Below are 26,484 nucleotides of genomic sequence, written 5' to 3'. Positions count from 1 at the left end.
GCCGCATGATTCCTGTAAAAAACTCAAAGATGCCCGTTATACTTTGAATAACGGGCAAATAATGAGGCTTACCCAAGGTTGCGAGACTACGTTACTTCACTTGGGTCGCCCAAATATACGTCCCTAATCGAAGAAGTGTTTCGTGAGAGTTCGGTGAATATACACTCAATAACCCCTGTTCGTTGGCTGCGAGATACTGCCAGTTTCCCTCTTCCATCATCAGTTCTTTGAAATCCGTACCGTTATTGCTCAGGTAGATAACCTGCCGGTTATTGCTGGACGGGAACAGGCTGATCTCATCGAGGTGGAAACAATCGGCGACGCGCATTTCGTTGTCATGTCGTTTCCACTCGTAGCCTTTATCGGACGTCAGTAGATAGCGGGAGTAGAAACACATCAGCGTGTCATTCATTCGCGTTACCCGAACGTCGCTGTAGAACTCTTTCTCGCTATGCCAGGTGCAACTGCGCCAGTTTTTACCGGGCACATGGTATTCGATCATCGGTTCTGATTTGGGGCGCTTTTTCACCGACGTGTAGTAGCTGTCGAATTTGCTGAATGCTAATAGGCAATCCACGCCCGGCAGCGCACAAAGGTTTTCTATCTCGATACCTTCGCTGTAGTTCGGCGACTCGTCATAGCGCTGCCATGCTGCGCCCGGATTGTCGGCGCAGAAAATCATCGGTTTATCGTAGGTCGAGGTTTTCGTTGAATCGAAGAAAAAGCCTTCATCCTTGTACTGATACTCTTTGCGCTCTTTAAAACGCCACAACCAGAGATGATTAAAATAGACCAGATCCTCGGTGGCGCTGTAGTCCCAGGCATTGGGAAAATCCGGGAACTGGCTTTTTTGCCAGTTAATCGCATCGGGGGAATAGAGGAATCCCGCGCCGGAGCCGCCGAACATCACCCACACACCTTCAACAATAATTATCTTACTTACATAGCATCTTTCATCTGATGCAACGGGGTTCACGCTCTGCCAGTTCAGCCGATCCTCGCTGCGGTAGAAACATTCGTCGTTATCAACGATTAACCACACTTTGCCGTCGGTTTTGATATGACGGATGTTTTCCGGATCGCAGGGCGGATTCTCCACATCCTGCCAGTCAATGCTAAGTCGGTACTCTTGCCCCGCTTTCACCACGGTAACCGACTGCTTATTGCGTTTTTCCTGCTCCTGCTGCTGCAACCACTCGGCGTGTTTTTGTTGTTTAATGCGAATAACCGAACTATCAAAATCACCCTGGGCAAAGAGTTCCAGTTGCTCCGCCGCATCGGAACAAGCCCTCGAAAAGTCGGTTAACACGCTATCAATTTGGTTCTGGTATTCGTTGAATTGATCGTACCAGTCTTCGTTTTCGGCGGAATTATCCAGTTCATAATCGGAATAACTGATGCGCCCCTCATAGTCAAACGTCGGCAAACCCCAGCGTGAGGTTATTGCGTTGCCGGTACTCAGTGCTGTACCGTTCGCCGAGATAAACTCGCTGGCTTTTTTACGGAAATCATTCAATCCAGAAAGGCAGGATTTGCGTCCCAGTGTATAGGCCGAGCTACCGACCGCTGATCCCATTTTGCCAAGGAAGCTGTCACCTTCAAATGAGCCCATAAAGAAGCTCACGTCGGATGCTTTGTCCGTTATTTTCATCAGCTCAAAGCCCAGCATCGTTGCGGCATGATCGGCGGCGTAAAGCTGTTTAATCGCGGCGGAGAAGTACTCTTTAAATTGCAACTCGCGGTAGCGAACGATATTTTTCCACCCCTGCGTCAGCGCGTTTAATTTCGCAGCGCTGGTAAGCAACTGCGTTTCGTCACTTTCGTGGAGCAGCGTCAACATAGCGGCGAAATTATCTTTAAACTGTGCAGGTTTCAGAGCGCCAAGCAGGCGCATCACCTGCGGGTTTTCAATGGTCTTGCCGCAGAGTGCTAGCAGGAAAAAGACATCGAAAAGCCAGTTGTAACGCGCGTTATCATCACTCAGTAGCGCCAGCATCTCCGGCTGATATTGCTGGTATTTGTGTGCGCTATCGGCCAGGCTGGCGATCTCTTCAGCCACTGCCGGACAGCCTGCTTTCTCACCGAGCTGCGCCAGAAACTCTGCCCCTTGTTTACTCAGTGATGCTGAATTCTCAATACTTAGCGCCAGCAGCAACAGATAAAGGTGCTTTTTCTCTTCGCTCTCTGCGGTATCCAGAAAACTGTGTTGGCGAATATCGGGCAGCTCAGAAACCAGTGTTAACGCCTCAGCGGCGTCATCCTGCGGAGCCTCAATCGCAACAGCATTTAACCCATTAATATCTTTATAAATATCGATAGTCATCAGACTACCGCCGATCACTTCGCTAATCAGATCGCGGATACCAGCCCTTTATCGTTGAACTGGAATACTGGAAAGATAAAATCACCGTTTCGTTTGAACGCAATAAGTTGATTCTTTTTCACTCGCACATTCACGGCCTGGCGTGTAATGCCCAGCGTATCGGCTACGAAGTTCACTTTCACAACGCCGCCGAGTTCTTGCAGATCGCTGTAAAAAGCCTCCAGATCTTCGCGACGGCGTCGCGCTTCTTGCGCCTCGTAGTCTGACGTACGAGTTTTCTGTTTCATCTGAATGGAACAGAGCAGTTGCAACAAAGATCCGTCATCCAGCATTAACGCCTCCACTGCCTGATTTTTATCTTCAAACTCAGGCATCAGCGAAACCGCGACATTATTAATTCTTTTTAAAAGATTTTGCTGATATTCAGTGAGCCTTTCGGAAGCATTACTTTTTGATTGTACGCACATTCGATGAATCCTTGCGTGTGGCTGTTTGATAACGATGCAGCTCCCAGGTCAATTGCGCAATAGAATCTGCCATCGTTTTCATCTCGGCTTGAAACTGACTGTTCTCTAATTTCAGTCTGTTGTTTTTCGTTTCCAGTTCTTCATATCGTTTTTTTTCAACGGTATTACGTCTGTTTTTCACGATGAGTGCTGCATCATTTTTTGACTGCCGATATTTATTTTTTTCTATCAACACAATTTCCCGCAATACCGGATGGTTCTTCAGCGAACCATTAGCAACACCTGCCCGTTTTTCCACCGCCGACGGGTTTATTTTCTTGTTCTCTTTTTTTAACGCTTCAAGGGCCTTTGCAATTTTAGTTTTGACGTCAAGCATTACAATGCTCCTAAATCAAAGCGTTCGAAGGCTATATCATGGTCTGCCATTACTTTTTCAGCAGAGCGAATATCGGTTAACTCACGGGCCAGCGTGTTGCGGTTGTAAAAACCCAACTTTTTCATCTGCTGCACGTTCTCGCAAAGGCGTTTATGTCGATCTTGCCAGCATTTGGCTTCGGCCTGATTAATGTTCAGGTTTTCGCAGTCACGTCCCACGCAACTTGATGGCTCAAATATATGAGTCATCTTACACTTTTCACCCGCAAAACATCGGCCATAGCCTACTGACTTGTTAGCCCCTTTAGTGCTATTCACCAGTGCATCGAATTGTGCTTCTGTCATTACCCTGGGATCTCCCTCAAAGCTCTTCATAAAGCCACCCGATTGCTGTTCTGGATTATCTATCATATCTTGCAGATAGGCTCTGTGGCTTTCCATTTCAGCGTCTTCCACGGATTTTTTAATACTGGCTGGGTTTTCTATACCCATCAGAGTAAGCACCTCAGAGTGACTGGCGTAGATCGCCGTCATGGCCAGGCTGATATGTTTGAACTGATGCTTAAGTGCGGCTAATGACACCAGGCCATTTCCCACAACAAAATGCGCAAAGGTTCGTCTGAGCGAGTGAGTGGTAAAATGCCAGTAAAACGTACCGTCCTCCTTTTTCTTTATAGGATTATAACTATCAGAAACCATTGGATTAAGCAGCTTATATACTTCATCCATCTCTATAGGGTCGTAGGTAATGTCCAGGTGCTTTGAGTAATTCGAAAACAAGTGACTTAGACTTGTTCTATTTAAAGTAGCCTCGGCTACCTGATTGTTGATGCCAGAACTCTGCCCAAAGTGCCTTTTGAAACTGAAACGAGGCGAACGATGAATATTTCCCTTAATTGAACGGTAGTGATCATTAATGGTGGCCAGCACTTTCAATGCTTTTTCGCATATCGGTGCACAAGCCCACACATCCTCTCGGCGCAGTTTCTCTAGCTTGTTCGTCCATGAGCGCATCGTACAAAGCGTGATACCGTCAAGGTCAATTTCCTTATATGAGGTGGCATCTATCTGGGTGAGTTCAGTGATACGCATACCAGTGAAGGCAGACAGGGTCATAAAACACGCGCCCTCGAATATCTTGAATTCATTTACAGCCATTCTGTCCGTCAGGGCGTATTGTCTGGCATACACTTTGACATCTTGAAGATAGGGAAGTCTTCCGTAGGCTCTATTCACATCCTGCACTAATCGCCCCATCAGTTGCTCATAAATCGCGGGGATCACCGTGGGGTTATGTCCTTTTCCGCTAACAGAATATTGTTTGGCTAATTGCTTTAAATTTTTACCTTCCGGCAGTCCTAACTCGAATCGTGAATGTTCTGGAAAATGCGAATTAACCTGCGTGAGGACGCTCAGTGCCTGAAGATTAATTTTTAATGAGCCCTCGCTAAATGCCTTTCCTTCATGAAGTATTTGGCTGAAGACCAGCTCATTACTAAACAACGAGAAGGAGTCAATGTCAGTATCTTTAAACACTCTCATCGCCACATTTGCAAATTTCGCTATATGCCAGCATTGTTCGAATGTGCGAAACGTGTCGTCCTCCATGTGCAAAAGTTCGCCCTTCGCACCCCAAATAAGAAAATAGATGCGCTGCTTCAATTCTGTGAGCAATTTCGGGTTATGTTTATCAGGGTGAAAGTTAATCTTGTATAGATTCTTAGAGGCATTCGTACGATTAAAAAAAGCATTGTAATCCCAGATATCATCGGCAAAGTAAGACACCGGTTTACCATTTTTATCAATGCTGACCACAGTGTGGTCAGTCGGCATTGCAAACTGACCAGAGGCTTGAGGTAAAGCGTATTCTTTGAATTTATCGGTATCACTACTGATGATGAACATGACTACCCCCTGAATATATCTATAACTGATTGTTCATCCCATAGAGGGTGACATTCGCGCGCCAATTGCTTCTTTGCCGTTTCCAGGTGCGATTTTTTAAATTGCTCCTTGAGTTTATTCAGGCAGGCTTTGACCTCACCATAGTTGGTCAGATAATGCTCAACATTTCGGTGGGCGAGCATGGCTTCATTTAAACGCTTTTCAAAGGACAGCAAGCGCCAGATATCATGAGGATCATCGACAATACCGAAATTGGCACAACCAAAACACTTTATGACAAAGCCACATCCTAGTTCCGACTTCTCTTCGTCACTGAGAATGCCCGCCCGGTTGACGGTCTTCTGAAACTCCCGAAATTCTGGTGTGTCTTCACCTTTACAGAATCCGCCGTTGAGATTCTCTACGACCTGAGCCCTGGTATCGCTACTCTTTAGCACCTGCCATTCTTCATTTGAGAGGACTTTACAGACAGCTTCTTTGGCCTTGCCCACCGCGAGATTTGTGCCACCACTGGGGTTTTCCCCTAAAAAATGTAACGCCACTAAACCCACCGCCAGTTGATTTCTTGCTTCACTCTTGGAGACTTTGCCGTAGTTAGAGTTATCGAAGGTTAACTGAGCATTGCGCGTATTATCCGCTGCCTTCGCTCTGCCCATGCTTTGTTCGGCAAACTGCTTAATGGAGGATTTCAGCAGGATACAATTCAGCCGAAAGTCCGGACGGCTTTCAATTAACATCTGGAGGCGCGTAGAGTGTTGGGGCAGGTATTTCTTAGCGTAAAGATTAAGATTACCTGCAGTAGGCACTTCGCCGTTCATTTTCCGGAACAAATAATGTTTATCTAAGCCAAGACTTACGGAATGCGCCTTTGAGCATGCGAGCTGTGATTCAAAGAAACTTTTACACACTGCTCGCGGGGTAAATGTGCGAAGCTCAACCTTATCTCCTCGAGTCTTAAAGCCCTCAATGGTGATGCGTCCTGCACCGGACGCCTGGCAAACCCATTCATCCTCTAAAAACATGCTGAGTGTTTCCGTCTGTCCGGTGCCCAGATAGTAAATAGTCAGAAACACCGCATTGCAAACTAGTCTGTCGAACATAACTCGTCTTTCAAACTGTTTTAACCTGTCATCCTGATATGAAGATAACAGCCTGCTGCGGTCTTCCAGCAATGCATAAGCAATGGAACGTAGCTCTTTGACGGTGTAATTATTAGAATCCAGTTCGGCTGATCGGGTATTAAGGTTTCGTGCCGCTTTGGGTATTTGTCCGAAGCCAAATTTTCTACAGATTGAATTTATGTGTGAACCCATTTGACCAAGTGTTGTCGTCTTAATGGGGTTGCCGTCCAGACCATTTCCAGTGCTTTTCATAGACAGGTATTGCGCATGAATAAACTGAGTGCAGGTTTCCGGTGAGAACTCTACCTTGGCTTTTTGCTCACCGCTTTGCTTATTAAACGCATGCGCCATCACACGTCGCACGAGAGCAAAATTCGTAACTTTTGAAGACTCTCGCCAACCAGATTGATCAAACTTAGAAATCAGTAAACGAATATGGTCATCGATGGCATACGCTTTGAACGCGGTAAAGTCACAACTACAGTTTACTCCACATCCATTTTGCCAAATATACTTCCATTTGGTGATGTTGGTCAGCGTATTGTCCGTAACCATTTCAGTGGTAGGGATGGAACGGTAGTTGCGTGCGTTTTCTTTTTGGTCTGAATCATCAGTCATGAATCACCTCATCGTCCAGCAAATTCATGGTTATCTCAGGGATCTGGTTCTTCTCCGGATTTCCATCATGATGCTTGAGATAAAGCATGGTCGTATTCAGATCTTTATGACCCATTTCTTTCTTTAAGATTTCCAGAGCTTGCAGCATCGTCAAACCTGATATTTGTGCCAAAGAATCAAGTTTGTAGGCTCCAAAGGTGGCTCGGCAATCATGCTGCTTGTGCTTGAAATGCGGGTTGCTGTTCTCCTGGATTGCTGTTCGTAGTTTCCCCCAGAGTGTATTAAGGCTTTGGGTCGTGAAGCTTTTGCCGTCCTTGTTGATGAAAGCTGGCGGGTTCATGTCACCTGTATTCATGAAATACAGTTGTTGCCGCTTCTTATATCGCTCACTTTTATGGTATTGGTTTATCGATTCCATCAACCAAACAGGCATAGATACCTGACGGTTGGTGCCGTATTTCGTTTTACAATTGTGGTCGGACCCAATCCAGATACCTGTCAATGTTTTGCCGTTAAACCCTTTTGGGATAGCAAAATGTTCAGGCTTAATATTTGTCACCTCAATTGCTCGAAGCCCTACGCAGAGCATGACACTGACCATCAGGCGAAATTCTCTGGACAGCCCTTTGCTAAACCAGTTGTCTCTTACATGTTGAAGATCGAGTTCGTTTAAGGGCTGCAGGTTTGTATCTCTTGTTTGACTACGAATAGAGCAGTCTGTCGTCGTTTGTCCGTATTTCGTCATGCCTGTCACTTCAAAAGGCAGCTTTGAAATGTAGCCATGGCGGTAACAAAACAGGTAAAAACGTCTTGCGATAGACAATGCAACCACGGCTGTGTTGCGGCTCAGTGTGCCTCTTTCGATTTCACCAATGAGATATGCGCGGTATAGAAATATGGGATAGCGTTGCAGCTGTTCTTCATGGTCGTCCCACTTGAGGGAGTTGGCATCCAGAAACCGGTAATACCGCAACAAGTGAAAACACGTTGGTTTAATATCTTTTACCCCCTCAACGATACGGCGATGAAGGATGAAGGCATTCGGTTCAAATACTGGCACGCCTTCACTGGTGAGCAGCATGAATACGCCTTTAAAGGGCATAGGCCGTTCAATACTGAAAGAACCTCCGTCATCAGCAACCTTCACATCACCTATGTTTATAACGGGGCTTGTCTCTACAAGGTGGTAGAAATGATTCATTCTGCTCTGACTCCCTTGACGCGATCGTTCATCTATCAATCTAATTTTTAGTATAGATGTCACTCTAATTATGACAAATTGTGATAGCTGTAGTAATAATCTAAAAATACTAGTGAAACGTTTAGTTGAGTGTAGAAAACTTACTTTTTATTCCCATGCTTAGCGGGAAAGTTGTCACAAATAAATAACAATTTCGGTAAAGCTGATTGACAGATCGACACGAATGAAAATAAATGTCTATACAACTCATGACAAGCGGAAGCCCGATGCTGCAACTTCATCCCGACGACGTAATCTGGCGTAACCTGCGCCTCGCGACCCTGGATCCCAGCCACGGCACGGCCTATGGCCTGCTGGAGAACCGGGCAATAATTGTGCGCGGTGAGACCATCCTGGCGATTGTGCCAGAATCTGACCTGCCGCAGGAACTGCCCAACGTCCGCGATTTACAGGGGCGGCTGGTTACGCCGGGCCTGATCGACTGCCACACCCATCTGGTGTTTGGTGGTGACCGCGCCGCCGAGTGGGAGCAGCGGCTGAACGGCGTTTCGTATCAGACCATCAGCGCTCAGGGCGGCGGGATTAACGCCACGGTGACCGCTACCCGGGAGAGCACTCCCGAGCAGCTTGAGCAGCTGGCCCGGCAGCGTCTGGAGCGGCTGATGCACGAAGGGGTCACCACTATTGAGATCAAATCCGGTTACGGCCTCAACGACGAGGCGGAAGAGAAGATGCTGCGCGTGGCCCAGCGTCTGGCGCGCACCCATCCCATTGAAATCAGCCCGACGCTGCTGGCCGCCCACGCCGTGCCGAAGGAGTATCGTCAGGATCCCGATGCATACATCGCTCACGTGTGTCAGCACACCCTCCCGCAGCTGTGGGAAAAAGGCCTATTTGAGGCCGTGGATGTCTTCTGCGAGAACGTCGGCTTTACTCCGGAACAGAGCGAACGGGTTTTCCAGGCGGCTCAGGCCCGGGGGATCCCGATAAAAGGCCACGTCGAGCAGCTCTCTAACCTCGGCGGCACCGCGCTGGTGAGTCGTTACCACGGGCTGTCTGCGGATCATATTGAGTATCTTGATGAAGCCGGAGTGAACGCGATGGCGCAGAGCGGCACCGTGGCGGTGCTGCTGCCTGGAGCGTTTTACTTCCTGCAGGAGCGCCAGCGCCCGCCGGTTGACCTGCTGCGCCAGCACGGGGTGCCGATGGCCGTCGCCACCGACTACAACCCCGGCACCAGCCCCTTTGCCAGCCTGCATCTGGCGATGAACATGGCCTGCGTTCAGTTTGGTTTAACCCCGGAAGAGGCGTGGGCGGGGGTAACCCGGCACGCGGCTAAAGCGCTGGGTCGCGGTGAAACTCACGGCCAGCTGAAGGCCGGGTTTGTCGCGGATCTGGCGATCTGGGATGCGAAAAGCCCGGTGGAGATGGTGTATGAGCCGGGGCGTAACCCGCTTTATCAACGCGTATTCAGAGGAAAAGTACAATGAGCCTGTGGCAGCCGGTTTCACCTGACATCTGGCAGGGGCGCGACGACAGCAGCGAGGCCAGCAACGCGCTGCGCCTGTTCCAGACTGTGCAACGTAGCGAGACGCCAACGCCCTCCGGGGACGGCATCGCCCTGATCGGCTTTGCCTGTGACGAAGGGGTCCGACGCAATCAGGGCCGGACCGGTGCCGCCCAGGCTCCGGACGTGTTACGCCGGGCGCTGGGCAATATGGCCAGCCATCAGGGCCACGCGCGGCTGATTGATATGGGCAATATCGGCGTCGAAGGGGAGGCGCTGGAGGCCGCCCAGCAGGCGCTGAGCGAGACGGTTACTGCCTGCCAGAAGGCGGGTATGCGCACCCTGGTGTTCGGCGGCGGGCATGAAACCGCCTGGGCCCATGGCCGCGGCGTGGTGGATGCCTTTCCCGGCGAGCGGGTGGTGATTATTAATCTCGATGCGCACCTCGATTTGCGTCACGCCAGTCAGGCGACCTCCGGGACGCCGTTCCGCCAGCTGGCGCTCTACTGCGCAGAGCAGCAGCGCGAGTTTCACTATGCCTGCCTCGGGGTCAGCCGTGCGGCCAATACCCAGGCGCTGTGGGATGAAGCAGCGCGGCTTAACGTCACCCTGGTGGAGGATCTCGATTTCCAGCCGCAGGCGCTGCCGGTACTTGAGGAGATCCTTAAGGATGCGGATCGGGTCTACCTCACCATTGATCTCGACGTGATGCCTGCCGGGGAGATGCCCGCGGTGTCGGCCCCCGCCGCGCTGGGCGTTCCCGCCCGGGATCTGCTCCCGGTCATCGAGCGGATTTGTCGCAGCGGCAAACTGCAGGCGGCGGATCTGGTGGAGTTGAGCCCCGGCTTCGACCGCGATGGTCAGGGGGCGAAGCTCGCCGCAAGGCTGGCCTGGCAAATAGCTCACTGGTGGGCTTAAAGCTTATATATACTCGACTTTTTATCACGGCTTAAGGAATTGCTATGTTCTCTCGCGCTCCGCAGCAGCAGGCGAATACGCCAGCCCCTTTCTATGAAAAGGTTAAACAGGCGATCAGCCATCAGATCGCCACCGGCGTCTGGCGTCCGCACGATCGCATCCCGTCCGAGGCGGAGCTGGTGGCGCAGTTCGGCTTTAGCCGGATGACCATCAACCGCGCGCTGCGGGAGCTGACCGATGAGGGGCTGCTGGTGCGTCTGCAGGGGGTCGGTACCTTTGTGGCCGAGCCGAAAGGGCAGTCGGCGCTGTTTGAGATTCGCAGCATTGCCGATGAGATCGCCTCCCGTAACCATCAGCACCGCTGCGAGGTGCTGTTCCTTGAGGAGACGCAGGCCAGCGCCGCGCAGGCGACGGCGCTAAACGTCAAAGAGGGCACCCGCATCTTCCACTCCCTGATGCTGCACTTTGAAAACGACATCCCGGTGCAGATCGAAGATCGCTGCGTCAATGCCGCGCTGGTGCCGGATTACCTCAAGCAGGATTACACCGCCACCACGCCCCACGCTTATCTGTCGCTGGTCGCGCCGCTGACGGAAGGGGAGCATATTGTCGAAGCGGTACGCGCCACGCCGCAGGAGTGCGAGCTGCTGCGCATCAAAGAGCAGGATCCCTGCCTGCTGATCCACCGTCGTACCTGGTCAGCCTCGCATATTGTCTCCCACGCCCGACTGCTGTTCCCGGGCAACCGCTACCGGCTGCAGGGCCATTTCATGTCATAAGCTAAAAGCGTGATTGCTGACGCAATATAACAAAAATGTATCAGAATTGTTAAAACTGCCCTTGTGTGCACTTGTCTATACAAGTATATCTTAGTGTATATTCTGTCCCCAATGAGGAGCACACCATGTCGTCAGGTAAGTATCGCCAGCAAGAGATCCGCGCCCCCCGTGGCACCACGTTGAATGCGAAAAGCTGGCTCACCGAAGCCCCGCTGCGCATGTTAATGAACAACCTCGATCCCGACGTGGCGGAAAATCCTCACGAGCTGGTGGTGTATGGCGGCATTGGCCGTGCGGCGCGCAACTGGGCGTGCTATGACGCCATTGTTGCTGCGCTCACCGAACTGGAAAACGACGAAACCCTGCTGGTGCAGTCCGGTAAACCGGTCGGCGTGTTCAAAACCCACGAAAATGCCCCGCGCGTGCTAATCGCCAACTCCAACCTGGTGCCGCACTGGGCCACCTGGGAACACTTCAACGAGCTGGATGCGAAAGGGCTGGCGATGTATGGCCAGATGACCGCCGGGAGCTGGATCTACATCGGCAGCCAGGGCATCGTCCAGGGCACCTACGAGACCTTCGTCGAGGCTGGTCGTCAGCACTATAACGGCTCCCTGAAAGGGCGTTGGGTGCTGACCGCGGGCTTAGGCGGCATGGGCGGCGCGCAGCCGCTGGCGGCCACTCTGGCGGGGGCCTGCTCCCTGAACATTGAGTGCCAGCAGAGCCGCATCGATTTCCGCCTGCGTACCCGTTACGTTGACGAGCAGGCCGATTCGCTGGACGACGCGCTGGCGCGCATCAATAAATACACCCAGCAAGGCAAGGCGGTCTCGATTGCCCTGTGCGGCAACGCGGCCGATATCGTGCCGGAGCTGGTAGCCCGCGGCGTGCGTCCGGACCTGGTCACCGACCAGACCAGCGCCCACGATCCGCTGCATGGCTACCTGCCAAAAGGCTGGAGCTGGGAAGAGTACCAGCAGAAAGCGCAGCAGGATCCGGAAGGCACCGTGCTGGCAGCGAAGCGCTCCATGGCCGATCACGTCAGCGCGATGCTGGCCTTCAGCCAGCAGGGCATTCCCACCTTCGACTACGGCAACAACATCCGTCAGATGGCGAAAGAGATGGGCGTGACCAACGCTTTCGACTTCCCGGGCTTTGTTCCCGCCTATATCCGCCCGCTGTTCTGCCGCGGGATCGGCCCGTTCCGCTGGGTGGCCCTCTCCGGCGACCCGGAAGATATCTACAAAACCGACGCCAAAGTGAAAGAGATTGTCGCCGATGATGAGCATCTGCATCACTGGCTGGACATGGCCCGGGAGCGGATCAGCTTCCAGGGCCTGCCGGCGCGTATCTGCTGGGTTGGGCTGGAGTGGCGCCAGAAGCTGGGCCTGGCCTTTAACGAAATGGTTCGCAGCGGTGAAGTCTCCGCGCCGATCGTCATCGGTCGCGACCATCTCGACTCGGGCTCGGTGGCCAGCCCGAACCGTGAAACCGAAGCGATGCAGGACGGCTCCGACGCGGTCTCCGACTGGCCGCTGCTGAACGCCCTGCTTAACACCGCCAGCGGCGCAACCTGGGTCTCGCTGCACCACGGCGGCGGCGTCGGCATGGGCTTCTCCCAGCATGCCGGGATGGTGATCGTCTGCGACGGCACCGATGAAGCCGCGGCCCGTATCGCCCGGGTGCTGCATAACGATCCGGCGACGGGCGTAATGCGCCATGCCGATGCCGGGTATGACATTGCCATCGACTGCGCGAAAGAGCAGGGCCTGAACCTGCCGATGATCACCGCTAAACAAGGAAAGCACTGATGAACGCCTTAACCCTGACGCCCGGAACCCTGACCCTGGCCCAGCTGCGCCAGGTGTGGCGACAGCCGCACCAGCTGACGCTCGATGAGGCGGCCCACAAGGCCATCAACGACAGCGTTGCCTGTGTGGAAGCTATTGTCGCAGAAGGGCGCACTGCCTACGGGATCAACACCGGTTTTGGCCTGCTGGCGCAGACGCGCATCGCCACTCACGACCTGGAGAACCTGCAACGTTCGCTGGTGCTGTCCCACGCCGCAGGCGTTGGCGAGCCGCTGGATGACGATATCGTGCGCCTGATGATGGTGCTGAAAATTAACAGCCTGGCGCGCGGTTTCTCCGGGATCCGCCTGAGCGTGATTGAGGCCCTGATTGCCATGGTCAATGCCGGCGTCTACCCCTGGATCCCGGCCAAAGGCTCGGTCGGTGCTTCCGGTGACCTGGCCCCGCTGGCGCACATGTCCCTGACCCTGCTGGGTGAGGGCAAAGCCCGCTACCGTGGGGAGTGGCTACCGGCCGCCACCGCCCTGCAAAAAGCGGGTCTGGCCCCGGTGACGCTGGCGGCGAAAGAGGGGCTGGCGCTGCTGAACGGCACCCAGGCCTCCACCGCCTTTGCCCTGCGCGGCCTGTTTGAAGCCGAAGATCTCTTTGCTTCAGCGGTGGTCTGCGGGGCGCTCACTACCGAAGCGGTGCTCGGCTCCCGTCGTCCGTTCGACGCGCGCATTCATGAGGTGCGCGGCCAGCGCGGGCAGATCGATGCCGCGGCGCTGTTCCGTCACGTTCTGACCGACACCAGCGCCATTGCCGAGTCGCACCACAACTGCGACAAGGTGCAGGATCCTTACTCCCTGCGCTGTCAGCCGCAGGTGATGGGCGCCTGCCTGACCCAGCTGCGCCAGGCGGCGGAGGTGCTGCTGGTGGAGTCCAATGCCGTTTCCGATAACCCGCTGGTGTTCGCAGCGGAAAACGAAGTCGTCTCCGGGGGCAATTTCCACGCCGAACCGGTAGCGATGGCGGCGGATAATCTGGCGCTGGCGATTGCCGAAATCGGTGCGCTGTCCGAGCGCCGTATCGCGCTGATGATGGACAAACACATGTCCCAGCTGCCGCCGTTCCTGGTGCGCAACGGCGGCGTGAACTCCGGGTTTATGATTGCCCAGGTCACCGCTGCCGCCCTGGCGAGCGAGAACAAGGCCCTGTCGCACCCGCACAGCGTGGACAGTCTGCCGACCTCGGCGAACCAGGAAGATCATGTTTCGATGGCCCCGGCGGCAGGTCGCCGTTTGTGGGAGATGGCGGGCAACACCCGCGGCGTGCTGGCGGTTGAGTGGCTGGCGGCCTGTCAGGGCTGCGATTTGCGCGACGGTCTGACCTCCAGCCCGCTGCTGGAGCAGGCGCGGCACATCCTGCGGGAGCAGGTGGCGCACTATGATGACGACCGCTTCTTTGCCCCGGATATTGATGCGGCCATGGGGTTGTTGGATGAAGGGCGGCTGGTGGCGTTATTGCCGTCAGTGCTTTAAGCATTGCCCGGTGGCGCTACGCTTACCGGGCCTACAAAAAACCGGCCAATGTGCCGGTTTTTTTATTTAACTGTACATCGCCGTAATCGACGCGCTGCCCAGAGTGTGGAAATGGACGTTAAAGCCCACCATCGCGCCGCTCGCCTCTTTATCGACCTCGATTCTCTCCACGTCCAGCGCATGCACCGTAAAGATATAGCGATGGGTTTCGCCTTTAGGCGGCGCTGCGCCGCCGTATCCCGCTTTCCCAAAATCGGTGCGGGTCTCGACGGCCCCCTCCGGCAGCGCCACCAGCGAGGAGCCGGAGCCCTGCGGAAGCACGCGGGTATCGGCCGGAATATTGGCGACGATCCAGTGCCACCAGCCGGAGCCGGTAGGGGCATCCGGGTCGTAGCAGGTCACGACAAAGCTTTTAGTGCCCGACGGCACCTCGTCCCACGCCAGATGCGGGGAGATATTATCCCCCTCGTACCCCATGCCGTTAAACACGTGACGCAGCGGGAGTTTTTCGCCGTCGCGCAGATCCTGACTAATGAGTTTCATACTGTTCCTCCGTAATAAGCCCTGCACGAAGTGTAACGCATAAACTAACGCGTAAAGTGCGCGGATTCCTGAACCGCATCCACCACCGCGCGGGTCAGCTTGCTGAGCTGCCCGGGGCGAATCACATACGGCGGCATCAGATAGATTAGCTTGCCGAACGGGCGCACCCAGACGCCGCGCGCCACAAAGAAGCGTTGCAGCGCGGCCATATTCACCGGATGGGTGGTTTCGATGACGCCGATAGCCCCCAGCACCCGCACGTCGGCGACAAAGTCTGAATCCCGGGCCGCCGCCAGCTCCGCCTTCAGCTGGGTTTCGATGGTGGCGACCTGGGTCTGCCACTCGCCGCTCTCCAGCAGGGCCAGGCTCTCGCTGGCGACCGCGCAGGCCAGCGGGTTACCCATAAAGGTCGGGCCGTGCATAAAGCAGCCGGCTTCGCCGTCGCTGATGGTCTCCGCCACCTGACGGGTGGTGAGAGTAGCGGACAGCGTCATGGTGCCGCCGGTCAGGGCTTTGCCGAGACACAGAATATCCGGCGTAATACCCGCGTGCTCGCAGGCAAACAGCTTGCCGGTGCGCCCGAAGCCGGTAGCAATTTCGTCGGCAATCAGCAGGATCCCCTCGCGGTCGCACATCCTGCGGATGCGCTTTAGCCACTCGGGATGGTACATGCGCATGCCGCCCGCGCCCTGCACGATGGGCTCGAGGATCACCGCCGCAATCTCGTGGCGATGGGCGGCCATCAGGCGGGCAAAGCCGACCATGTCCATCTCATCCCACTCGCCGTCAAAGCGGCTCTGCGGTGCCGGGGCGAAGAGGTTTTCCGGCAGATAGCCTTTCCACAGGCTGTGCATGGAGTTATCAGGATCGCACACCGACATCGCCCCGAAGGTATCCCCGTGGTAGCCGTTGCGGAAGGTGAGGAATCGCTGTCGGCTTTCCCCCTTCGCGTGCCAGTACTGGAGGGCCATTTTCATCGCCACTTCCACCGCCACCGAGCCGGAGTCGGCCAGGAACACGCACTCCAGCGCCTCAGGGGTCATTGCCACCAGCCGACGGCAGAGATCCACCGCCGGTTGATGGGTGATACCGCCAAACATCACGTGCGACATGCGGTCAATCTGCGCTTTCATCGCCGCGTTCAGCCGCGGGTGGTTGTAACCATGAATGGCTGCCCACCAGGAGGACATGCCGTCCACCAGCTGTTCGCCGCTGGCCAGCGTCAGCTCGCAGCCGTGGGCTTCCGTCACCGGATAGACCGGCAGGGGCTGGGTCATGGAGGTATAGGGATGCCAGATGTGTTGCCGATCGAAGGCGAGATCGTCCGTTGTCATAATCGACTTGTAAACCATTTTGAAAACATTTAGGTTTACAAGCATAACCCGAACCCATCCTGAACTAAACCCCTTTTGGAGACGCCCCATGGCTCACCAGACTCGCTGGACGCTATCGCAAGTCACTGCATTATTTGAAAAACCCCTGCTTGAACTGCTGTTTGAAGCGCAGCAAATTCACCGTCAGCACTTCGACCCGCAGCAGGTGCAGGTCAGCACCCTGCTGTCAATCAAGACCGGGGCCTGCCCGGAAGACTGCAAATACTGCCCGCAAAGCGCGCGCTACAAAACCGGTCTCGAATCCGAGCGCCTGATGGAAGTGGAGCAGGTGCTGGAGTCGGCGCGCCAGGCGAAAAACGCCGGTTCGACCCGCTTCTGCATGGGCGCGGCCTGGAAAAACCCGCACGAGCGCGACATGCCCTATCTTGAGCAGATGGTGCAGGGCGTGAAGGCGATGGGGCTTGAAGCCTGTATGACCCTCGGCACCCTGGACGACACCCAGGCCCAGCGTCTGGCCTCGGCGGGGCTGGATTACTACAACCACAACCTCGACACCTCCCCGGAGTTCTACGGCAATATCATCACCACCCGCACCTATCAGGAGCGTCTGGACACGCTGGACAAGGTGCGCGAGGCGGGCATTAAGGTCTGCTCGGGCGGGATTGTGGGCTTAGGTGAAACGGTGACCGATCGCGCCGGTCTGCTGCTGCAGCTGGCGAACCTGCCGACCCCGCCGGAGAGCGTGCCGATCAACATGCTGGTGAAGGTGAAGGGCACCCCGCTGGCCGACAACGACGACGTCGACGCCTTTGACTTTATCCGCACCATTGCGGTGGCGCGGGTGATGATGCCCACCTCTTACGTGCGCCTCTCGGCGGGCCGCGAGCAGATGAACGAGCAGACCCAGGCGATGTGCTTTATGGCCGGGGCCAACTCGATCTTCTACGGCTGCAAGCTGCTCACCACCCCGAACCCGGAAGAGGACAAAGACGTCCAGCTGTTCCGCAAGCTGGGGCTCAACCCGCAGCAGACGGCGGTACTGACCGGCGATAACGAGCAGCAGCACCAGCTCGAACAGCAGCTGTTTAACGCCGACACCGACCAGTTCTACAACGCGGCGACGGTATGACCTGGCAGCAACGCATCGATGCCGCCCTCGACGCACGCCGGGCGGCAGACGCCCTGCGGGTGCGTACTCCGGTGGAGAACGGCGCGGGGCGCTTTCTCACCCACCAGCAGCGGCGGTACTGCAACTTCTCCGGCAATGACTATCTCGGCCTGAGCCAGCACCCCGCCATCATCCGCGCCTGGCAACAGGGGGCGGATCAGTACGGGGTGGGCAGCGGCGGCTCCGGCCACGTCAGCGGTTACACCCCCGCGCATCAGGCGCTGGAGGAGCACCTTGCCGACTGGCTCGGCTACCCCCGGGCGCTGCTGTTTATCTCCGGCTTTGCCGCCAATCAGGCGCTGATTGCCGCCCTGACCGGCAAAGCGGATCGCATTGTCGCCGACCGCTTAAGCCACGCCTCGCTGCTGGAGGCCGCCAGCCACAGCCCGGCCCAGCTCAGGCGTTTCGCCCATAACGATGTCGCCCAGCTGGATTCGCTGCTGGATAAACCCTGCGACGGGCAGCAGCTGGTGGTGACCGAGGGGATCTTCAGTATGGACGGCGACAGCGCCCCGCTGGGCGAGATCCATGCGGCGGCCCAGCGCCAGGACAGCTGGCTGCTGGTGGATGATGCCCACGGCATCGGCGTCACCGGGCCCGAGGGGCGCGGAAGCGCTGCCAGCCAGGGCGTTAAACCCGAGCTGCTGGTGGTGACCTTCGGCAAAGGCGTCGGGGTCAGCGGGGCGGCGGTACTGTGCAGCGACTCCGTTGCCGACTACCTGCTGCAGTTCGCCCGGCACCTCATCTACAGCACCAGCATGCCGCCTGCCCAGGCGGTGGCGCTGCTGGCGGCCTTCAACCTGATCCGCAGCGACGAAGGCGAGGCGCGTCGCCAGCGGCTGGCGGCGTTGATTGACCAGTTCCGCGCGGGCGCGGGCGATCTGCCGATGGCGATCACCGCCTCCCGGAGCGCCATTCAGCCGCTGATCGTCGGCGAAAACGCCCGGGCGCTGCAACTGGCCCGGATCCTCAGAGAGCAGGGGATCTGGGTGACCGCCATTCGCCCGCCTACCGTACCGGCGGGGACGGCGCGCTTACGCCTGACCCTGACGGCGGCCCATGAACCGGCGGATATCACCGGGTTACTGGAGGCGCTGCATGTCGCAAGTGAATAAACAGGCCATTGCCGCCGCCTTTGGCCGGGCGGCGCACAGCTACTCGCGCCACGACGCACTCCAGCGGCAAAGTGCCGACGGGCTGCGGGCGCTGCTCGCAGAGCAGCAGTTTGCCAGCGTGCTGGATGCCGGCTGTGGCCCGGGGAGCAACAGCCTGGCCTGGCGCCAGGCCGGGAGCCATGTTACGGCGATGGATCTCTGTGCGCCGATGCTGGAAGAGGCGCGCCGCAACCAGGCCGCGGATCGCTATCTGCAGGCCGATATCGAAGCCATTCCGCTGGCCGAGGGGCAGTTCAGCCTGGTCTGGAGTCATCTGGCGGTGCAGTGGTGCGCCAGCCTGCCGCAGGCGCTGGCGGAGCTCTACCGGGTGGCGCAGCCGGGAGGCAAGGTGGCCTTCACCACGCTGCTCAACGGATCCCTGCCGGAGCTCAATCAGGCCTGGCAGGCCGTAGATACCCGGCCGCACGCCAACCGCTTTCTCTCCGGGGAGCAGGTGAACGACGCCTTGTCCGGCTGGCAGTACCGCTGTGCGGTCCAGACCGTCACCCTGCTGTTTGACGATGCACTCAGCGCCATGCAGTCCCTGAAAGGGATTGGCGCTACCCATCTGCACACCGGGCGAGCCGACAGGCCACTGACGCGTGGCCAGCTGCAGCGGCTGGCGCAGGCCTGGCCCCAGCAGGCGGGAAAATTCCCGCTCTCTTATCAACTTTTTCATGGAATTATTGAACGTGACTGAACGTTATTTTGTCACCGGCACCGACACCGAGGTCGGTAAAACCGTTGCCAGCACCGCCCTGTTACAGGCGGCGCGGGCGCAGGGCCGCAACACCGCTGGCTACAAACCGGTGGCGTCCGGCAGCGAGATGACTGCAGAAGGGCTGCGCAACAGCGATGCCCTGGCGCTACAGCGCAACAGCAGCGTGGCGCTGAGCTACCCGACGGTGAACCCCTATACTTTCGAGGAGCCTACCTCGCCGCACATCGTCAGCGCCGACGAGCAGCGCCCGATCCTGTTCAGCACGCTCTCCGCCGGGTTACGTACGCTTGAAGCGCAGGCCGACTGGGTGCTGGTGGAAGGGGCGGGCGGCTGGTTCACGCCCCTGTCGCAGGCGCAGACCTTCGCCGACTGGGTGCTGGCCGAGCGTCTGCCGGTGATCCTGGTGGTGGGGGTGAAGCTGGGCTGCATTAACCACGCGATGCTGACCGCGCAGGCGATTCAGCAGGCGGGGCTGCATTTTGCTGGCTGGGTCGCGAACGGGGTGGTGCCGCCCGGCAAACGCCATGCCGAATACATGGCGACGCTCCAGCGCGTGCTGCCTGCACCGCTGTTGGGCGAGATCCCGTGGCTGGGCGAACAGGCCGACACTTCTGCCGTCGGGCAATATCTCGACCTTACTGCGCTGACGCCGTCGGCCCCATCCAGTGGGCAATCAGCGGGTCATCCAGCTCGCTGACCCGGCCCTGGGCCACGTTGCGCCCCCGGTAAAGCAGGCAAAAGCGATCCGCCACCCGACGGATCAGGGAGAGGTGCTGCTCGGCCAGCAGCACCGAGAGCCCCAGCTCCCGGTTGAACCTCAACAGCAGCTGCGCCAGCTTGAGGCTAAACAGCTGCCCGGTACCGCGGCTGGGCTCGTCGAGGATCAGCAGGCGAGGGCGGGTCACCAGCGCGTTAGCCAGTGCCAGCTGGTACTGTTGGTCGTCGTTAAGACCCGAGGCCCGCTGCTGGCGCAGCGGGTAGAGCTCCGGAAAGAACTCAAACACGTCGCGGCTCACCGATCCGCCCGCGACGCCTTTCGCCATCAAGGCAATATGCAGATTCTCCTCCACCGTCAGTTGCGAAAAGATCCGCCTGTCCTGCGGGACAACGCTTATTTCCGCCCCGGCCGGGTGTAATTCACCGGGGGTCTCGTGCCAGACCATGGTGCCGCTGGCGATGGGCAGCAGGCCGGCAATACAGCTCACGAGGGTGGTTTTCCCCATTCCGGGCAGCCCGACGACGCCAGTACAGACGCCGGGCGGCAGATCGAGGTCAACGTTCCACAGGGTGTGGCGATCCCCGTAATACTGGTTTACGGCGCGCAGGCTTAACATGGTAGTGCTCCTTTTCAGGCATCGGTGTCCGCAGAGACTCTGCAAGACTCTTGCCACTGCCCTGAAAACAGCGATTAAACCTTTATTTTTCGGATTAGGTTCAAAATTCAGCCTGGCGAGGGCAGGGAGATGCACTGCATCGGTGCCCCCAATGATGCGCCTGGTGCAGGTGCTATTTTGGCTAAAATGTGAGCAGTGCCTCACCAATTCGTTAGCTGTTTTTTGTCATCCGATCGCCAAAATTGGGTGATAAAATTTTTTTACCGTCGCGCTGTGGGCAAAAACCGGGAACGAGCCGAGTCACGTTCCGTATGGGCTGGAGGCAGTTATCCACTATTCCTGTGGATAACCATGTGCATTAGAGTTAGAAAACACAAGGTAAGCGAGAGAATACGCGGCTTGCGCCTGAATTGCTGCGAAACGCGTCTTTTTGAAAACTTTATTGCAGATCAAAGCGTTAAATAAAAGCAATCATTGTCATCAAAGTGTCAATTTGATGGGCTAAAGTCCGGCGGCTCGCCTTGACAAATGTTAAAAAACAAAAAATTCTGGGGATAACCCACCCCTGCTGGAATTTTATCCCGCCGCAGTCGAAATTTTACGCAGCTTTGCTTGATTCTGACGGGTGCTGGCACAAAATGGCGCAGATGTTACTGGGATTATATCCAGTATAAATTACTGGCAAAAATGGCCATCAGGAGTAAAATTACACACCTGCCGTATTAATCATCATCAGGTCGCCGTTCATGAGTAAACCGTTCAAACTGAATTCCGCTTTCCGTCCTTCTGGCGATCAGCCCGAAGCGATTCGCCGTCTGAAAGAGGGGCTGGAGGATGGGCTTGCGCACCAGACGCTGCTGGGGGTGACCGGTTCGGGTAAAACCTTTACCGTCGCCAACGTGATCGCCGATCTGCAGCGCCCGACGATGGTGCTGGCACCCAACAAAACCCTGGCCGCACAGCTGTACGGCGAGATGAAAGAGTTCTTCCCGGAAAACGCGGTGGAGTACTTCGTCTCGTACTACGACTACTATCAGCCGGAAGCCTACGTCCCCAGCTCCGATACCTTTATCGAAAAAGATGCCTCGGTGAACGAGCATATCGAGCAGATGCGTCTCTCCGCCACCAAAGCCCTGCTCGAACGGCGTGACGTGGTGGTAGTAGCCTCGGTATCCGCCATTTACGGCCTCGGCGATCCCGATCTCTACCTGAAGATGATGCTGCACCTGACTCAGGGGATGATCATCGATCAGCGCGCCATCCTGCGGCGTCTGGCGGAGCTGCAGTACACCCGCAACGATCAGGCGTTCCAGCGCGGCACCTTCCGCGTTCGCGGTGAAGTGATCGACATCTTCCCTGCGGAGTCGGACGACTTCGCCCTGCGCGTGGAGCTGTTCGATGAAGAGGTGGAGCGGCTGTCGCTGTTTGACCCGCTCACCGGCCACGTGGAGTCGATTATTCCGCGCTTCACCGTCTATCCGAAAACCCACTACGTGACCCCGCGCGAGCGTATCGTGCAGGCGATGGAAGATATCAAAGTCGAGCTGGCGGATCGCCGCAAAACGCTGCTGGAGAACAACAAGCTGCTGGAAGAGCAGCGCATCAGCCAGCGTACCCAGTTCGATCTCGAGATGATGAACGAGCTCGGCTACTGTTCCGGTATCGAAAACTACTCCCGCTATCTCTCTGGGCGCGGGCCGGGCGAGGCGCCGCCAACCCTGTTTGACTACCTGCCGGCGGATGGCCTGCTGGTGGTGGACGAATCCCACGTGACCATCCCGCAGATTGGCGGGATGTATCGCGGCGACCGGGCGCGTAAAGAGACCCTTGTGGAGTACGGCTTCCGCCTGCCGTCCGCGCTGGATAACCGTCCAATGAAGTTTGAAGAGTTTGAGGCGCTGGCACCGCAAACTATCTACGTTTCCGCGACGCCGGGCAATTACGAGCTGGAGAAATCCGGCGACGAAGTGGTGGATCAGGTGGTACGTCCGACCGGCCTGCTGGATCCGATTATCGAAGTGCGTCCGGTTGGCACCCAGGTGGACGACCTGCTGTCGGAGATCCGCGCCCGCGCCGCCATCAACGAGCGCGTGCTGGTCACCACCCTGACCAAACGTATGGCGGAAGACCTGACCGAATACCTCGAGGAGCACGGCGAGAAGGTGCGCTATCTGCACTCGGATATCGACACCGTGGAGCGTATGGAGATCATCCGCGACCTGCGCCTGGGCGAGTTCGACGTGCTGGTGGGGATCAACCTGCTGCGAGAAGGGCTGGATATGCCAGAAGTGTCGCTGGTGGCGATTCTGGACGCCGATAAAGAGGGCTTCCTGCGCTCCGAGCGCTCGCTGATCCAGACCATTGGGCGCGCCGCGCGTAACGTCAACGGCAAAGCGATTCTGTATGGCGACAAGATCACCCCGTCAATGGCGAAAGCGATCGGTGAAACCGAACGCCGTCGTGAGAAGCAGCAGGCCTACAACGAAGAGCACGGCATCACGCCGCAGGGTCTGAACAAGAAGGTGGTCGATATCTTGCAACTCGGCCAGAACATCGCCAAAACCAAAACCAAGGGTCGCGGCAAGTCGCGCTCACCGGTGGAGGCCGATACCGTTGCCCTGACGCCGAAAGCGCTGCAGCAGAAAATTCACGAACTGGAAGGGCAGATGATGCAGCATGCGCAGAATCTGGAGTTCGAAGAGGCGGCGCAGATCCGCGACCAGCTTCATCAGCTCAGGGACCTGTTTATCGCGGCATCCTAATAAAAGCAAAACGGCAACATAGTTGCCGTTTTTAGTGTTTGCACCCTCTCCCTGTGGGAGAAGGCCGGGATGAGGGCACCATACCGCACTAACCTGTAGGCCCGGTAAGCGCAGCGCCACCGGGCGATACAGACCGCACAACCTCAGCCCAACGCCTGCACCGCCTTCTCCAGCGCCACCCGCAGCAGATGCCGGTCATGGCGATACTTAATGTCGCTCGCCTCGAGCGGCTCCTGCACCACCACCCGGCCTTCCATGCCTGAGACATCAGTGCCAGGACCAACCACCACTGCATCGATAATCTTCTTCCCGACGTACTGCTCCATCAGCGCCAGCTTGTCGGCCAGCGATAGTCCGGCGGCGGCAGGGCTCAGTTCGCGCCCCAGATTGCCGATGTAGACCACCGGGGCGGGCGTCCGACGCAGCGCCTGGGCCAGCTCGTTAATCAGCAGCAGCGGCATCAGGCTGGTGTAAAAACTACCCGGGCCAACCAGAATTAAATCTGCTTCACCTATGGCCTCCACCGCTTCGCGGGTCGCTGGAACGGTGGGGTAGAGCATCAGCTCTTTCGGCGGCAGAACCAGCTGATCGATATTTACTTCGCCATAGACTTCATGGTCGTTACTGTCGATGGCCATCAAATCCACCGGAAGTTCAGACATCGGAATCAAAAACGCATCCACTTTGAGCAGGTTGCGGATTAAATTGATCGCCTCCAGAGGCCGCACGCTGAGGTGATCCAGCGCCTTTAACATCAGATTTCCGAGGTTATGGCCTGAAAGTTCGCCATTACCGCCAAAACGATACTCAAACATCGCTGAGGCGACGCTGGGTTCGGCGATCAGCTGATTTAAACAGTTGCGCATATCACCCCAGGCGATGCCCCCTTCGGAGCGTCTGATGCGCCCGGTTGAGCCGCCGTTGTCGGTGGTGGTCACGATCCCGGTAAGCCGCGACCCGAGCGATGACAGCGAGGACATCACCCGGCCCAGTCCGTGGCCGCCGCCGAGAGCGACAACGCGATCGAGATCCGCAAAAGTGCGATTGCGCATAGAAATTCCTTAGTAAGACGAACACCTTAACAGTAACTCAACTACCCCTAAATGACGATGCTCCGCCCGGGGCAAAATGACATATATCAATGCAATAATTTGATAATGACGTATTCTGGGACGAAATGGCACGAACATGTCGATATATATAAGTTTATATAGCGAACGGCGGAATAGCGAAACTGCTATTTACACGCTACTATCGGCATAACCACGTTTTCAAAATCGAAAACATACACTCTAGCCTTTGCGCCTGTGTCGACAGATATGGTGCTCTGGCCGTGGCGGTTTCGCCACCAGGGTACAGAAAGAAATGACTGTGCCTCCCGTATCAGGAAAGGTGTACATGGCTTCACAACTTACCGATGCATTCGCGCGTAAGTTTTTTTACCTGCGTTTGTCTATTACCGATGTGTGCAATTTCCGTTGCACCTACTGCCTGCCGGACGGCTACAAACCCGGCGGCATCACCAATAACGGCTTTCTCTCCGTGGACGAAGTGCGCCGCGTGACGCGTGCCTTTGCCGCCATGGGCACTGAAAAGGTCCGTCTGACCGGCGGTGAGCCTTCGCTGCGCCGTGACTTCACCGACATCATCGCCGCGGTGCGTGAAAACGACGCCATCCGCCAGATTGCGGTCACCACCAACGGTTATCGCCTGGCGCGTGACGTTGCCGGGTGGCGCGATGCGGGGCTGACGGCCATCAACGTCAGCGTCGACAGTCTGGATGCCCGTCAGTTTCACGCTATCACCGGCCAGGATAAGTTCCACCAGGTGATGGAGGGCATCGATGCCGCCTTTGCGGCCGGCTTCGACAAGGTGAAGGTCAACACCGTGCTGATGCGCGATGTGAACCATCATCAGCTGGATACCTTCCTGGCGTGGATCAAACCCCGCCGCATTCAACTGCGTTTTATTGAGCTGATGGAGACCGGTGAGGGCAGCGATCTGTTCTCCCGCCACCACATCTCCGGCATGGTATTACGCGATGAACTGCTTAAACGCGGCTGGATCCATCAGCTTCGCCAGCGCAGCGATGGCCCGGCGCAGGTCTTTTGCCACCCCGACTACGAAGGGGAGATCGGGCTTATCATGCCGTATGAAAAAGACTTCTGTGCCAGCTGCAACCGCCTGCGCGTCTCGTCGGTGGGCAAGCTGCACCTGTGCCTGTTTGGCGACGGCGGCGTTGAACTGCGCGATCTGCTGGCCGATGACGCCCAGCAGGCTGCGCTGGAAGCACGCATTTCTGAGGCGCTGATGCACAAAAAGCAGACCCACTTCCTGCATCAGGGCAACACCGGGATCACCCAGAACCTGTCCTACATCGGCGGGTAATCGCAAAAGGAACCACAAGATGAGTCAGGTAAGCGCTGAATTTATCCCGACGCGTATTGCTATCCTTACCGTTTCTGAACGCCGCGGCGAAGAGGATGACACGTCCGGCCACTGGCTGCGCGATGCAGCCCACGAGGCGGGACATCAGATCGTCGACAAGGCCATCGTCAAAGAGAACCGCTACGCCATTCGCGCGGAAGTGTCGCGCTGGGTCGCCAGCGACAACGTGCAGGTGGTGCTGATCACCGGCGGCACCGGCTTTACCGCGGGCGATCAGGCCCCGGAAGCGCTGCTGCCGCTGTTCGATCGTGAGATCGAAGGCTTCGGAGAGGTGTTCCGCATGCTGTCGTTTGAAGAGATCGGCACCTCCACCCTGCAGTCGCGCGCCGTGGCCGGGATCGCCAACAACACGGTGATTTTTGCCATGCCGGGCTCCACCAGGGCCTGCCGCACCGCGTGGGAAAACATCATTGCCCCGCAGCTGGATGCCCGCACGCGTCCGTGTAATTTCCATCCTCATCTGAAGAAGTAAGCT

22 protein-coding genes and 1 riboswitch are annotated in these 26,484 nt (G+C 56.7%); of the genes, 12 read left to right on the top strand and 10 right to left on the bottom strand.

Annotated features, from left to right (window positions below):
- Positions 1-91 precede the first annotated feature (91 nt).
- From WFO70_RS10165 to WFO70_RS10140, 6 genes are read right to left on the bottom strand one after another with little or no spacing between them, the layout of a single operon-like run.
- Positions 92-2,323, bottom strand: coding sequence for a hypothetical protein (locus tag WFO70_RS10165; protein ID WP_337015966.1), 2,232 nt, complete (start codon positions 2,321-2,323; stop codon positions 92-94).
- Positions 2,324-2,349: 26 nt separating this feature from the next.
- A complete protein-coding gene (locus WFO70_RS10160; protein WP_337015965.1) occupies positions 2,350-2,790 on the bottom strand; it encodes a hypothetical protein in 441 nt (146 codons plus the stop codon).
- On the bottom strand, positions 2,768-3,166 hold the full coding sequence (locus WFO70_RS10155; RefSeq protein WP_337015964.1) for a hypothetical protein: 399 nt from the start codon (positions 3,164-3,166) through the stop codon (positions 2,768-2,770). Before WFO70_RS10155 ends, WFO70_RS10160 begins: the two co-directional genes overlap by 23 nt.
- Positions 3,166-5,070 (bottom strand): site-specific integrase, encoded by a 1,905-nt coding sequence (locus WFO70_RS10150; protein ID WP_337015963.1) that lies wholly within the window; start codon positions 5,068-5,070, stop codon positions 3,166-3,168. The genes WFO70_RS10155 and WFO70_RS10150 overlap by 1 nt, the downstream gene beginning before the upstream one ends.
- 2 nt (positions 5,071-5,072) lie before the next feature.
- Positions 5,073-6,809 carry a hypothetical protein gene (locus WFO70_RS10145; protein WP_337015962.1) on the bottom strand — a complete coding sequence of 579 codons (1,737 nt, stop codon included), beginning with the start codon at positions 6,807-6,809 and terminating at the stop codon, positions 5,073-5,075.
- Complete coding sequence (locus WFO70_RS10140) at positions 6,802-8,010, bottom strand: tyrosine-type recombinase/integrase (protein ID WP_337015961.1); 1,209 nt, start codon at positions 8,008-8,010, stop codon at positions 6,802-6,804. The genes WFO70_RS10145 and WFO70_RS10140 overlap by 8 nt, the downstream gene beginning before the upstream one ends.
- A gap of 266 nt (positions 8,011-8,276) precedes the next feature.
- Between WFO70_RS10140 and hutI the strand changes: the two genes are divergently transcribed.
- The 5 genes from hutI (at position 8,277) to hutH (ending at position 14,545) form a co-directional block, all read left to right on the top strand.
- Positions 8,277-9,500 (top strand): imidazolonepropionase, encoded by a 1,224-nt coding sequence (gene hutI, locus WFO70_RS10135; RefSeq protein ID WP_337016653.1) that lies wholly within the window; start codon positions 8,277-8,279, stop codon positions 9,498-9,500.
- Positions 9,497-10,435 (top strand): formimidoylglutamase, encoded by a 939-nt coding sequence (gene hutG / locus WFO70_RS10130; protein WP_337015960.1) that lies wholly within the window; start codon positions 9,497-9,499, stop codon positions 10,433-10,435. The genes hutI and hutG overlap by 4 nt, the downstream gene beginning before the upstream one ends.
- Before the next feature lie 44 nt (positions 10,436-10,479).
- The gene (locus WFO70_RS10125; protein ID WP_337015959.1) at positions 10,480-11,214 is read left to right on the top strand and encodes a histidine utilization repressor; all 735 of its coding nucleotides are present in this window, start codon (positions 10,480-10,482) and stop codon (positions 11,212-11,214) included.
- Between the two features lie 125 nt (positions 11,215-11,339).
- The gene (gene hutU, locus WFO70_RS10120) at positions 11,340-13,025 is read left to right on the top strand and encodes a urocanate hydratase (RefSeq protein ID WP_337015958.1); all 1,686 of its coding nucleotides are present in this window, start codon (positions 11,340-11,342) and stop codon (positions 13,023-13,025) included.
- A complete protein-coding gene (hutH, locus tag WFO70_RS10115) occupies positions 13,025-14,545 on the top strand; it encodes a histidine ammonia-lyase (RefSeq protein ID WP_337015956.1) in 1,521 nt (506 codons plus the stop codon). Before hutU ends, hutH begins: the two co-directional genes overlap by 1 nt.
- 66 nt (positions 14,546-14,611) lie before the next feature.
- Here the strand turns inward: hutH and WFO70_RS10110 are convergent, their stop codons facing one another.
- Positions 14,612-15,088, bottom strand: a complete 477-nt coding sequence (locus tag WFO70_RS10110) for a kinase inhibitor (RefSeq protein ID WP_337015955.1) — start codon at positions 15,086-15,088, stop codon at positions 14,612-14,614.
- A 44-nt stretch (positions 15,089-15,132) separates the two neighbouring features.
- Positions 15,133-16,440 carry an adenosylmethionine--8-amino-7-oxononanoate transaminase gene (gene bioA, locus WFO70_RS10105; protein WP_337016652.1) on the bottom strand — a complete coding sequence of 436 codons (1,308 nt, stop codon included), beginning with the start codon at positions 16,438-16,440 and terminating at the stop codon, positions 15,133-15,135.
- A gap of 70 nt (positions 16,441-16,510) precedes the next feature.
- Here bioA and bioB point away from each other — a divergent pair, with 70 nt between their 5' ends.
- From bioB to bioD, 4 genes are read left to right on the top strand one after another with little or no spacing between them, the layout of a single operon-like run.
- Positions 16,511-17,551 (top strand): biotin synthase BioB, encoded by a 1,041-nt coding sequence (gene bioB, locus WFO70_RS10100; RefSeq protein WP_337015954.1) that lies wholly within the window; start codon positions 16,511-16,513, stop codon positions 17,549-17,551.
- Positions 17,548-18,705 (top strand): 8-amino-7-oxononanoate synthase, encoded by a 1,158-nt coding sequence (gene bioF, locus WFO70_RS10095; protein WP_337015953.1) that lies wholly within the window; start codon positions 17,548-17,550, stop codon positions 18,703-18,705. The genes bioB and bioF overlap by 4 nt, the downstream gene beginning before the upstream one ends.
- Complete coding sequence (gene bioC / locus WFO70_RS10090; protein WP_337015952.1) at positions 18,689-19,444, top strand: malonyl-ACP O-methyltransferase BioC; 756 nt, start codon at positions 18,689-18,691, stop codon at positions 19,442-19,444. The genes bioF and bioC overlap by 17 nt, the downstream gene beginning before the upstream one ends.
- Positions 19,437-20,162 (top strand): dethiobiotin synthase, encoded by a 726-nt coding sequence (gene bioD / locus WFO70_RS10085; RefSeq protein ID WP_337015951.1) that lies wholly within the window; start codon positions 19,437-19,439, stop codon positions 20,160-20,162. The genes bioC and bioD overlap by 8 nt, the downstream gene beginning before the upstream one ends.
- On the opposite strand, the gene WFO70_RS10080 is transcribed toward bioD, so the two are convergent.
- The gene (locus WFO70_RS10080; protein ID WP_337015949.1) at positions 20,101-20,799 is read right to left on the bottom strand and encodes an ABC transporter ATP-binding protein; all 699 of its coding nucleotides are present in this window, start codon (positions 20,797-20,799) and stop codon (positions 20,101-20,103) included. The genes bioD and WFO70_RS10080 overlap by 62 nt on opposite strands.
- Before the next feature lie 746 nt (positions 20,800-21,545).
- Here WFO70_RS10080 and uvrB point away from each other — a divergent pair.
- Positions 21,546-23,561 carry an excinuclease ABC subunit UvrB gene (uvrB, locus tag WFO70_RS10075; RefSeq protein ID WP_337015948.1) on the top strand — a complete coding sequence of 672 codons (2,016 nt, stop codon included), beginning with the start codon at positions 21,546-21,548 and terminating at the stop codon, positions 23,559-23,561.
- 143 nt (positions 23,562-23,704) lie between these two features.
- Here the strand turns inward: uvrB and yvcK are convergent, their stop codons facing one another.
- On the bottom strand, positions 23,705-24,613 hold the full coding sequence (gene yvcK, locus WFO70_RS10070; RefSeq protein WP_337015947.1) for a uridine diphosphate-N-acetylglucosamine-binding protein YvcK: 909 nt from the start codon (positions 24,611-24,613) through the stop codon (positions 23,705-23,707).
- A 224-nt stretch (positions 24,614-24,837) separates the two neighbouring features.
- A riboswitch (molybdenum cofactor riboswitch) is annotated at positions 24,838-24,972 on the top strand.
- On the opposite strand from yvcK, the gene moaA reads away from it, so the two are divergent.
- Both moaA and moaB read left to right on the top strand, forming a co-directional pair.
- Positions 24,960-25,949, top strand: a complete 990-nt coding sequence (gene moaA, locus WFO70_RS10065) for a GTP 3',8-cyclase MoaA (protein ID WP_337015945.1) — start codon at positions 24,960-24,962, stop codon at positions 25,947-25,949. (Overlaps the previous riboswitch by 13 nt.)
- A 19-nt stretch (positions 25,950-25,968) precedes the next feature.
- A complete protein-coding gene (gene moaB, locus WFO70_RS10060) occupies positions 25,969-26,481 on the top strand; it encodes a molybdenum cofactor biosynthesis protein B (RefSeq protein WP_337015944.1) in 513 nt (170 codons plus the stop codon).
- The last annotated feature ends 3 nt before the right edge of the window (positions 26,482-26,484 follow it).

The organism is Leclercia sp. AS011 (genome assembly GCF_037152535.1).
Taxonomy (GTDB): domain Bacteria; phylum Pseudomonadota; class Gammaproteobacteria; order Enterobacterales; family Enterobacteriaceae; genus Enterobacter.
The sequence above is the reverse complement of the archived record's forward strand: the minus strand, read 5'-3'. Positions and strand labels throughout refer to the sequence as shown.

Bases quoted from the DNA above. Each gene is read 5' to 3' on its own strand.
- bioC (WP_337015952.1), top strand. From the start codon at position 18,689: ATGTCGCAAGTGAATAAACAGGCCATTGCCGCCGCCTTTGGCCGGGCG.
- bioF (WP_337015953.1), top strand. From the start codon at position 17,548: ATGACCTGGCAGCAACGCATCGATGCCGCCCTCGACGCACGCCGGGCG.
- yvcK (WP_337015947.1), bottom strand. From the start codon at position 24,613: ATGCGCAATCGCACTTTTGCGGATCTCGATCGCGTTGTCGCTCTCGGC.
- uvrB (WP_337015948.1), top strand. From the start codon at position 21,546: ATGAGTAAACCGTTCAAACTGAATTCCGCTTTCCGTCCTTCTGGCGAT.
- bioA (WP_337016652.1), bottom strand. From the start codon at position 16,440: ATGGTTTACAAGTCGATTATGACAACGGACGATCTCGCCTTCGATCGG.
- WFO70_RS10110 (WP_337015955.1), bottom strand. From the start codon at position 15,088: ATGAAACTCATTAGTCAGGATCTGCGCGACGGCGAAAAACTCCCGCTG.
- WFO70_RS10160 (WP_337015965.1), bottom strand. From the start codon at position 2,790: ATGTGCGTACAATCAAAAAGTAATGCTTCCGAAAGGCTCACTGAATAT.
- bioB (WP_337015954.1), top strand. From the start codon at position 16,511: ATGGCTCACCAGACTCGCTGGACGCTATCGCAAGTCACTGCATTATTT.
- WFO70_RS10125 (WP_337015959.1), top strand. From the start codon at position 10,480: ATGTTCTCTCGCGCTCCGCAGCAGCAGGCGAATACGCCAGCCCCTTTC.
- moaA (WP_337015945.1), top strand. From the start codon at position 24,960: ATGGCTTCACAACTTACCGATGCATTCGCGCGTAAGTTTTTTTACCTG.
- WFO70_RS10140 (WP_337015961.1), bottom strand. From the start codon at position 8,010: ATGAATCATTTCTACCACCTTGTAGAGACAAGCCCCGTTATAAACATA.
- hutH (WP_337015956.1), top strand. From the start codon at position 13,025: ATGAACGCCTTAACCCTGACGCCCGGAACCCTGACCCTGGCCCAGCTG.
- WFO70_RS10080 (WP_337015949.1), bottom strand. From the start codon at position 20,799: ATGTTAAGCCTGCGCGCCGTAAACCAGTATTACGGGGATCGCCACACC.
- hutG (WP_337015960.1), top strand. From the start codon at position 9,497: ATGAGCCTGTGGCAGCCGGTTTCACCTGACATCTGGCAGGGGCGCGAC.
- hutI (WP_337016653.1), top strand. From the start codon at position 8,277: ATGCTGCAACTTCATCCCGACGACGTAATCTGGCGTAACCTGCGCCTC.
- hutU (WP_337015958.1), top strand. From the start codon at position 11,340: ATGTCGTCAGGTAAGTATCGCCAGCAAGAGATCCGCGCCCCCCGTGGC.
- WFO70_RS10165 (WP_337015966.1), bottom strand. From the start codon at position 2,323: ATGACTATCGATATTTATAAAGATATTAATGGGTTAAATGCTGTTGCG.
- moaB (WP_337015944.1), top strand. From the start codon at position 25,969: ATGAGTCAGGTAAGCGCTGAATTTATCCCGACGCGTATTGCTATCCTT.
- WFO70_RS10155 (WP_337015964.1), bottom strand. From the start codon at position 3,166: ATGCTTGACGTCAAAACTAAAATTGCAAAGGCCCTTGAAGCGTTAAAA.
- WFO70_RS10145 (WP_337015962.1), bottom strand. From the start codon at position 6,809: ATGACTGATGATTCAGACCAAAAAGAAAACGCACGCAACTACCGTTCC.
- WFO70_RS10150 (WP_337015963.1), bottom strand. From the start codon at position 5,070: ATGTTCATCATCAGTAGTGATACCGATAAATTCAAAGAATACGCTTTA.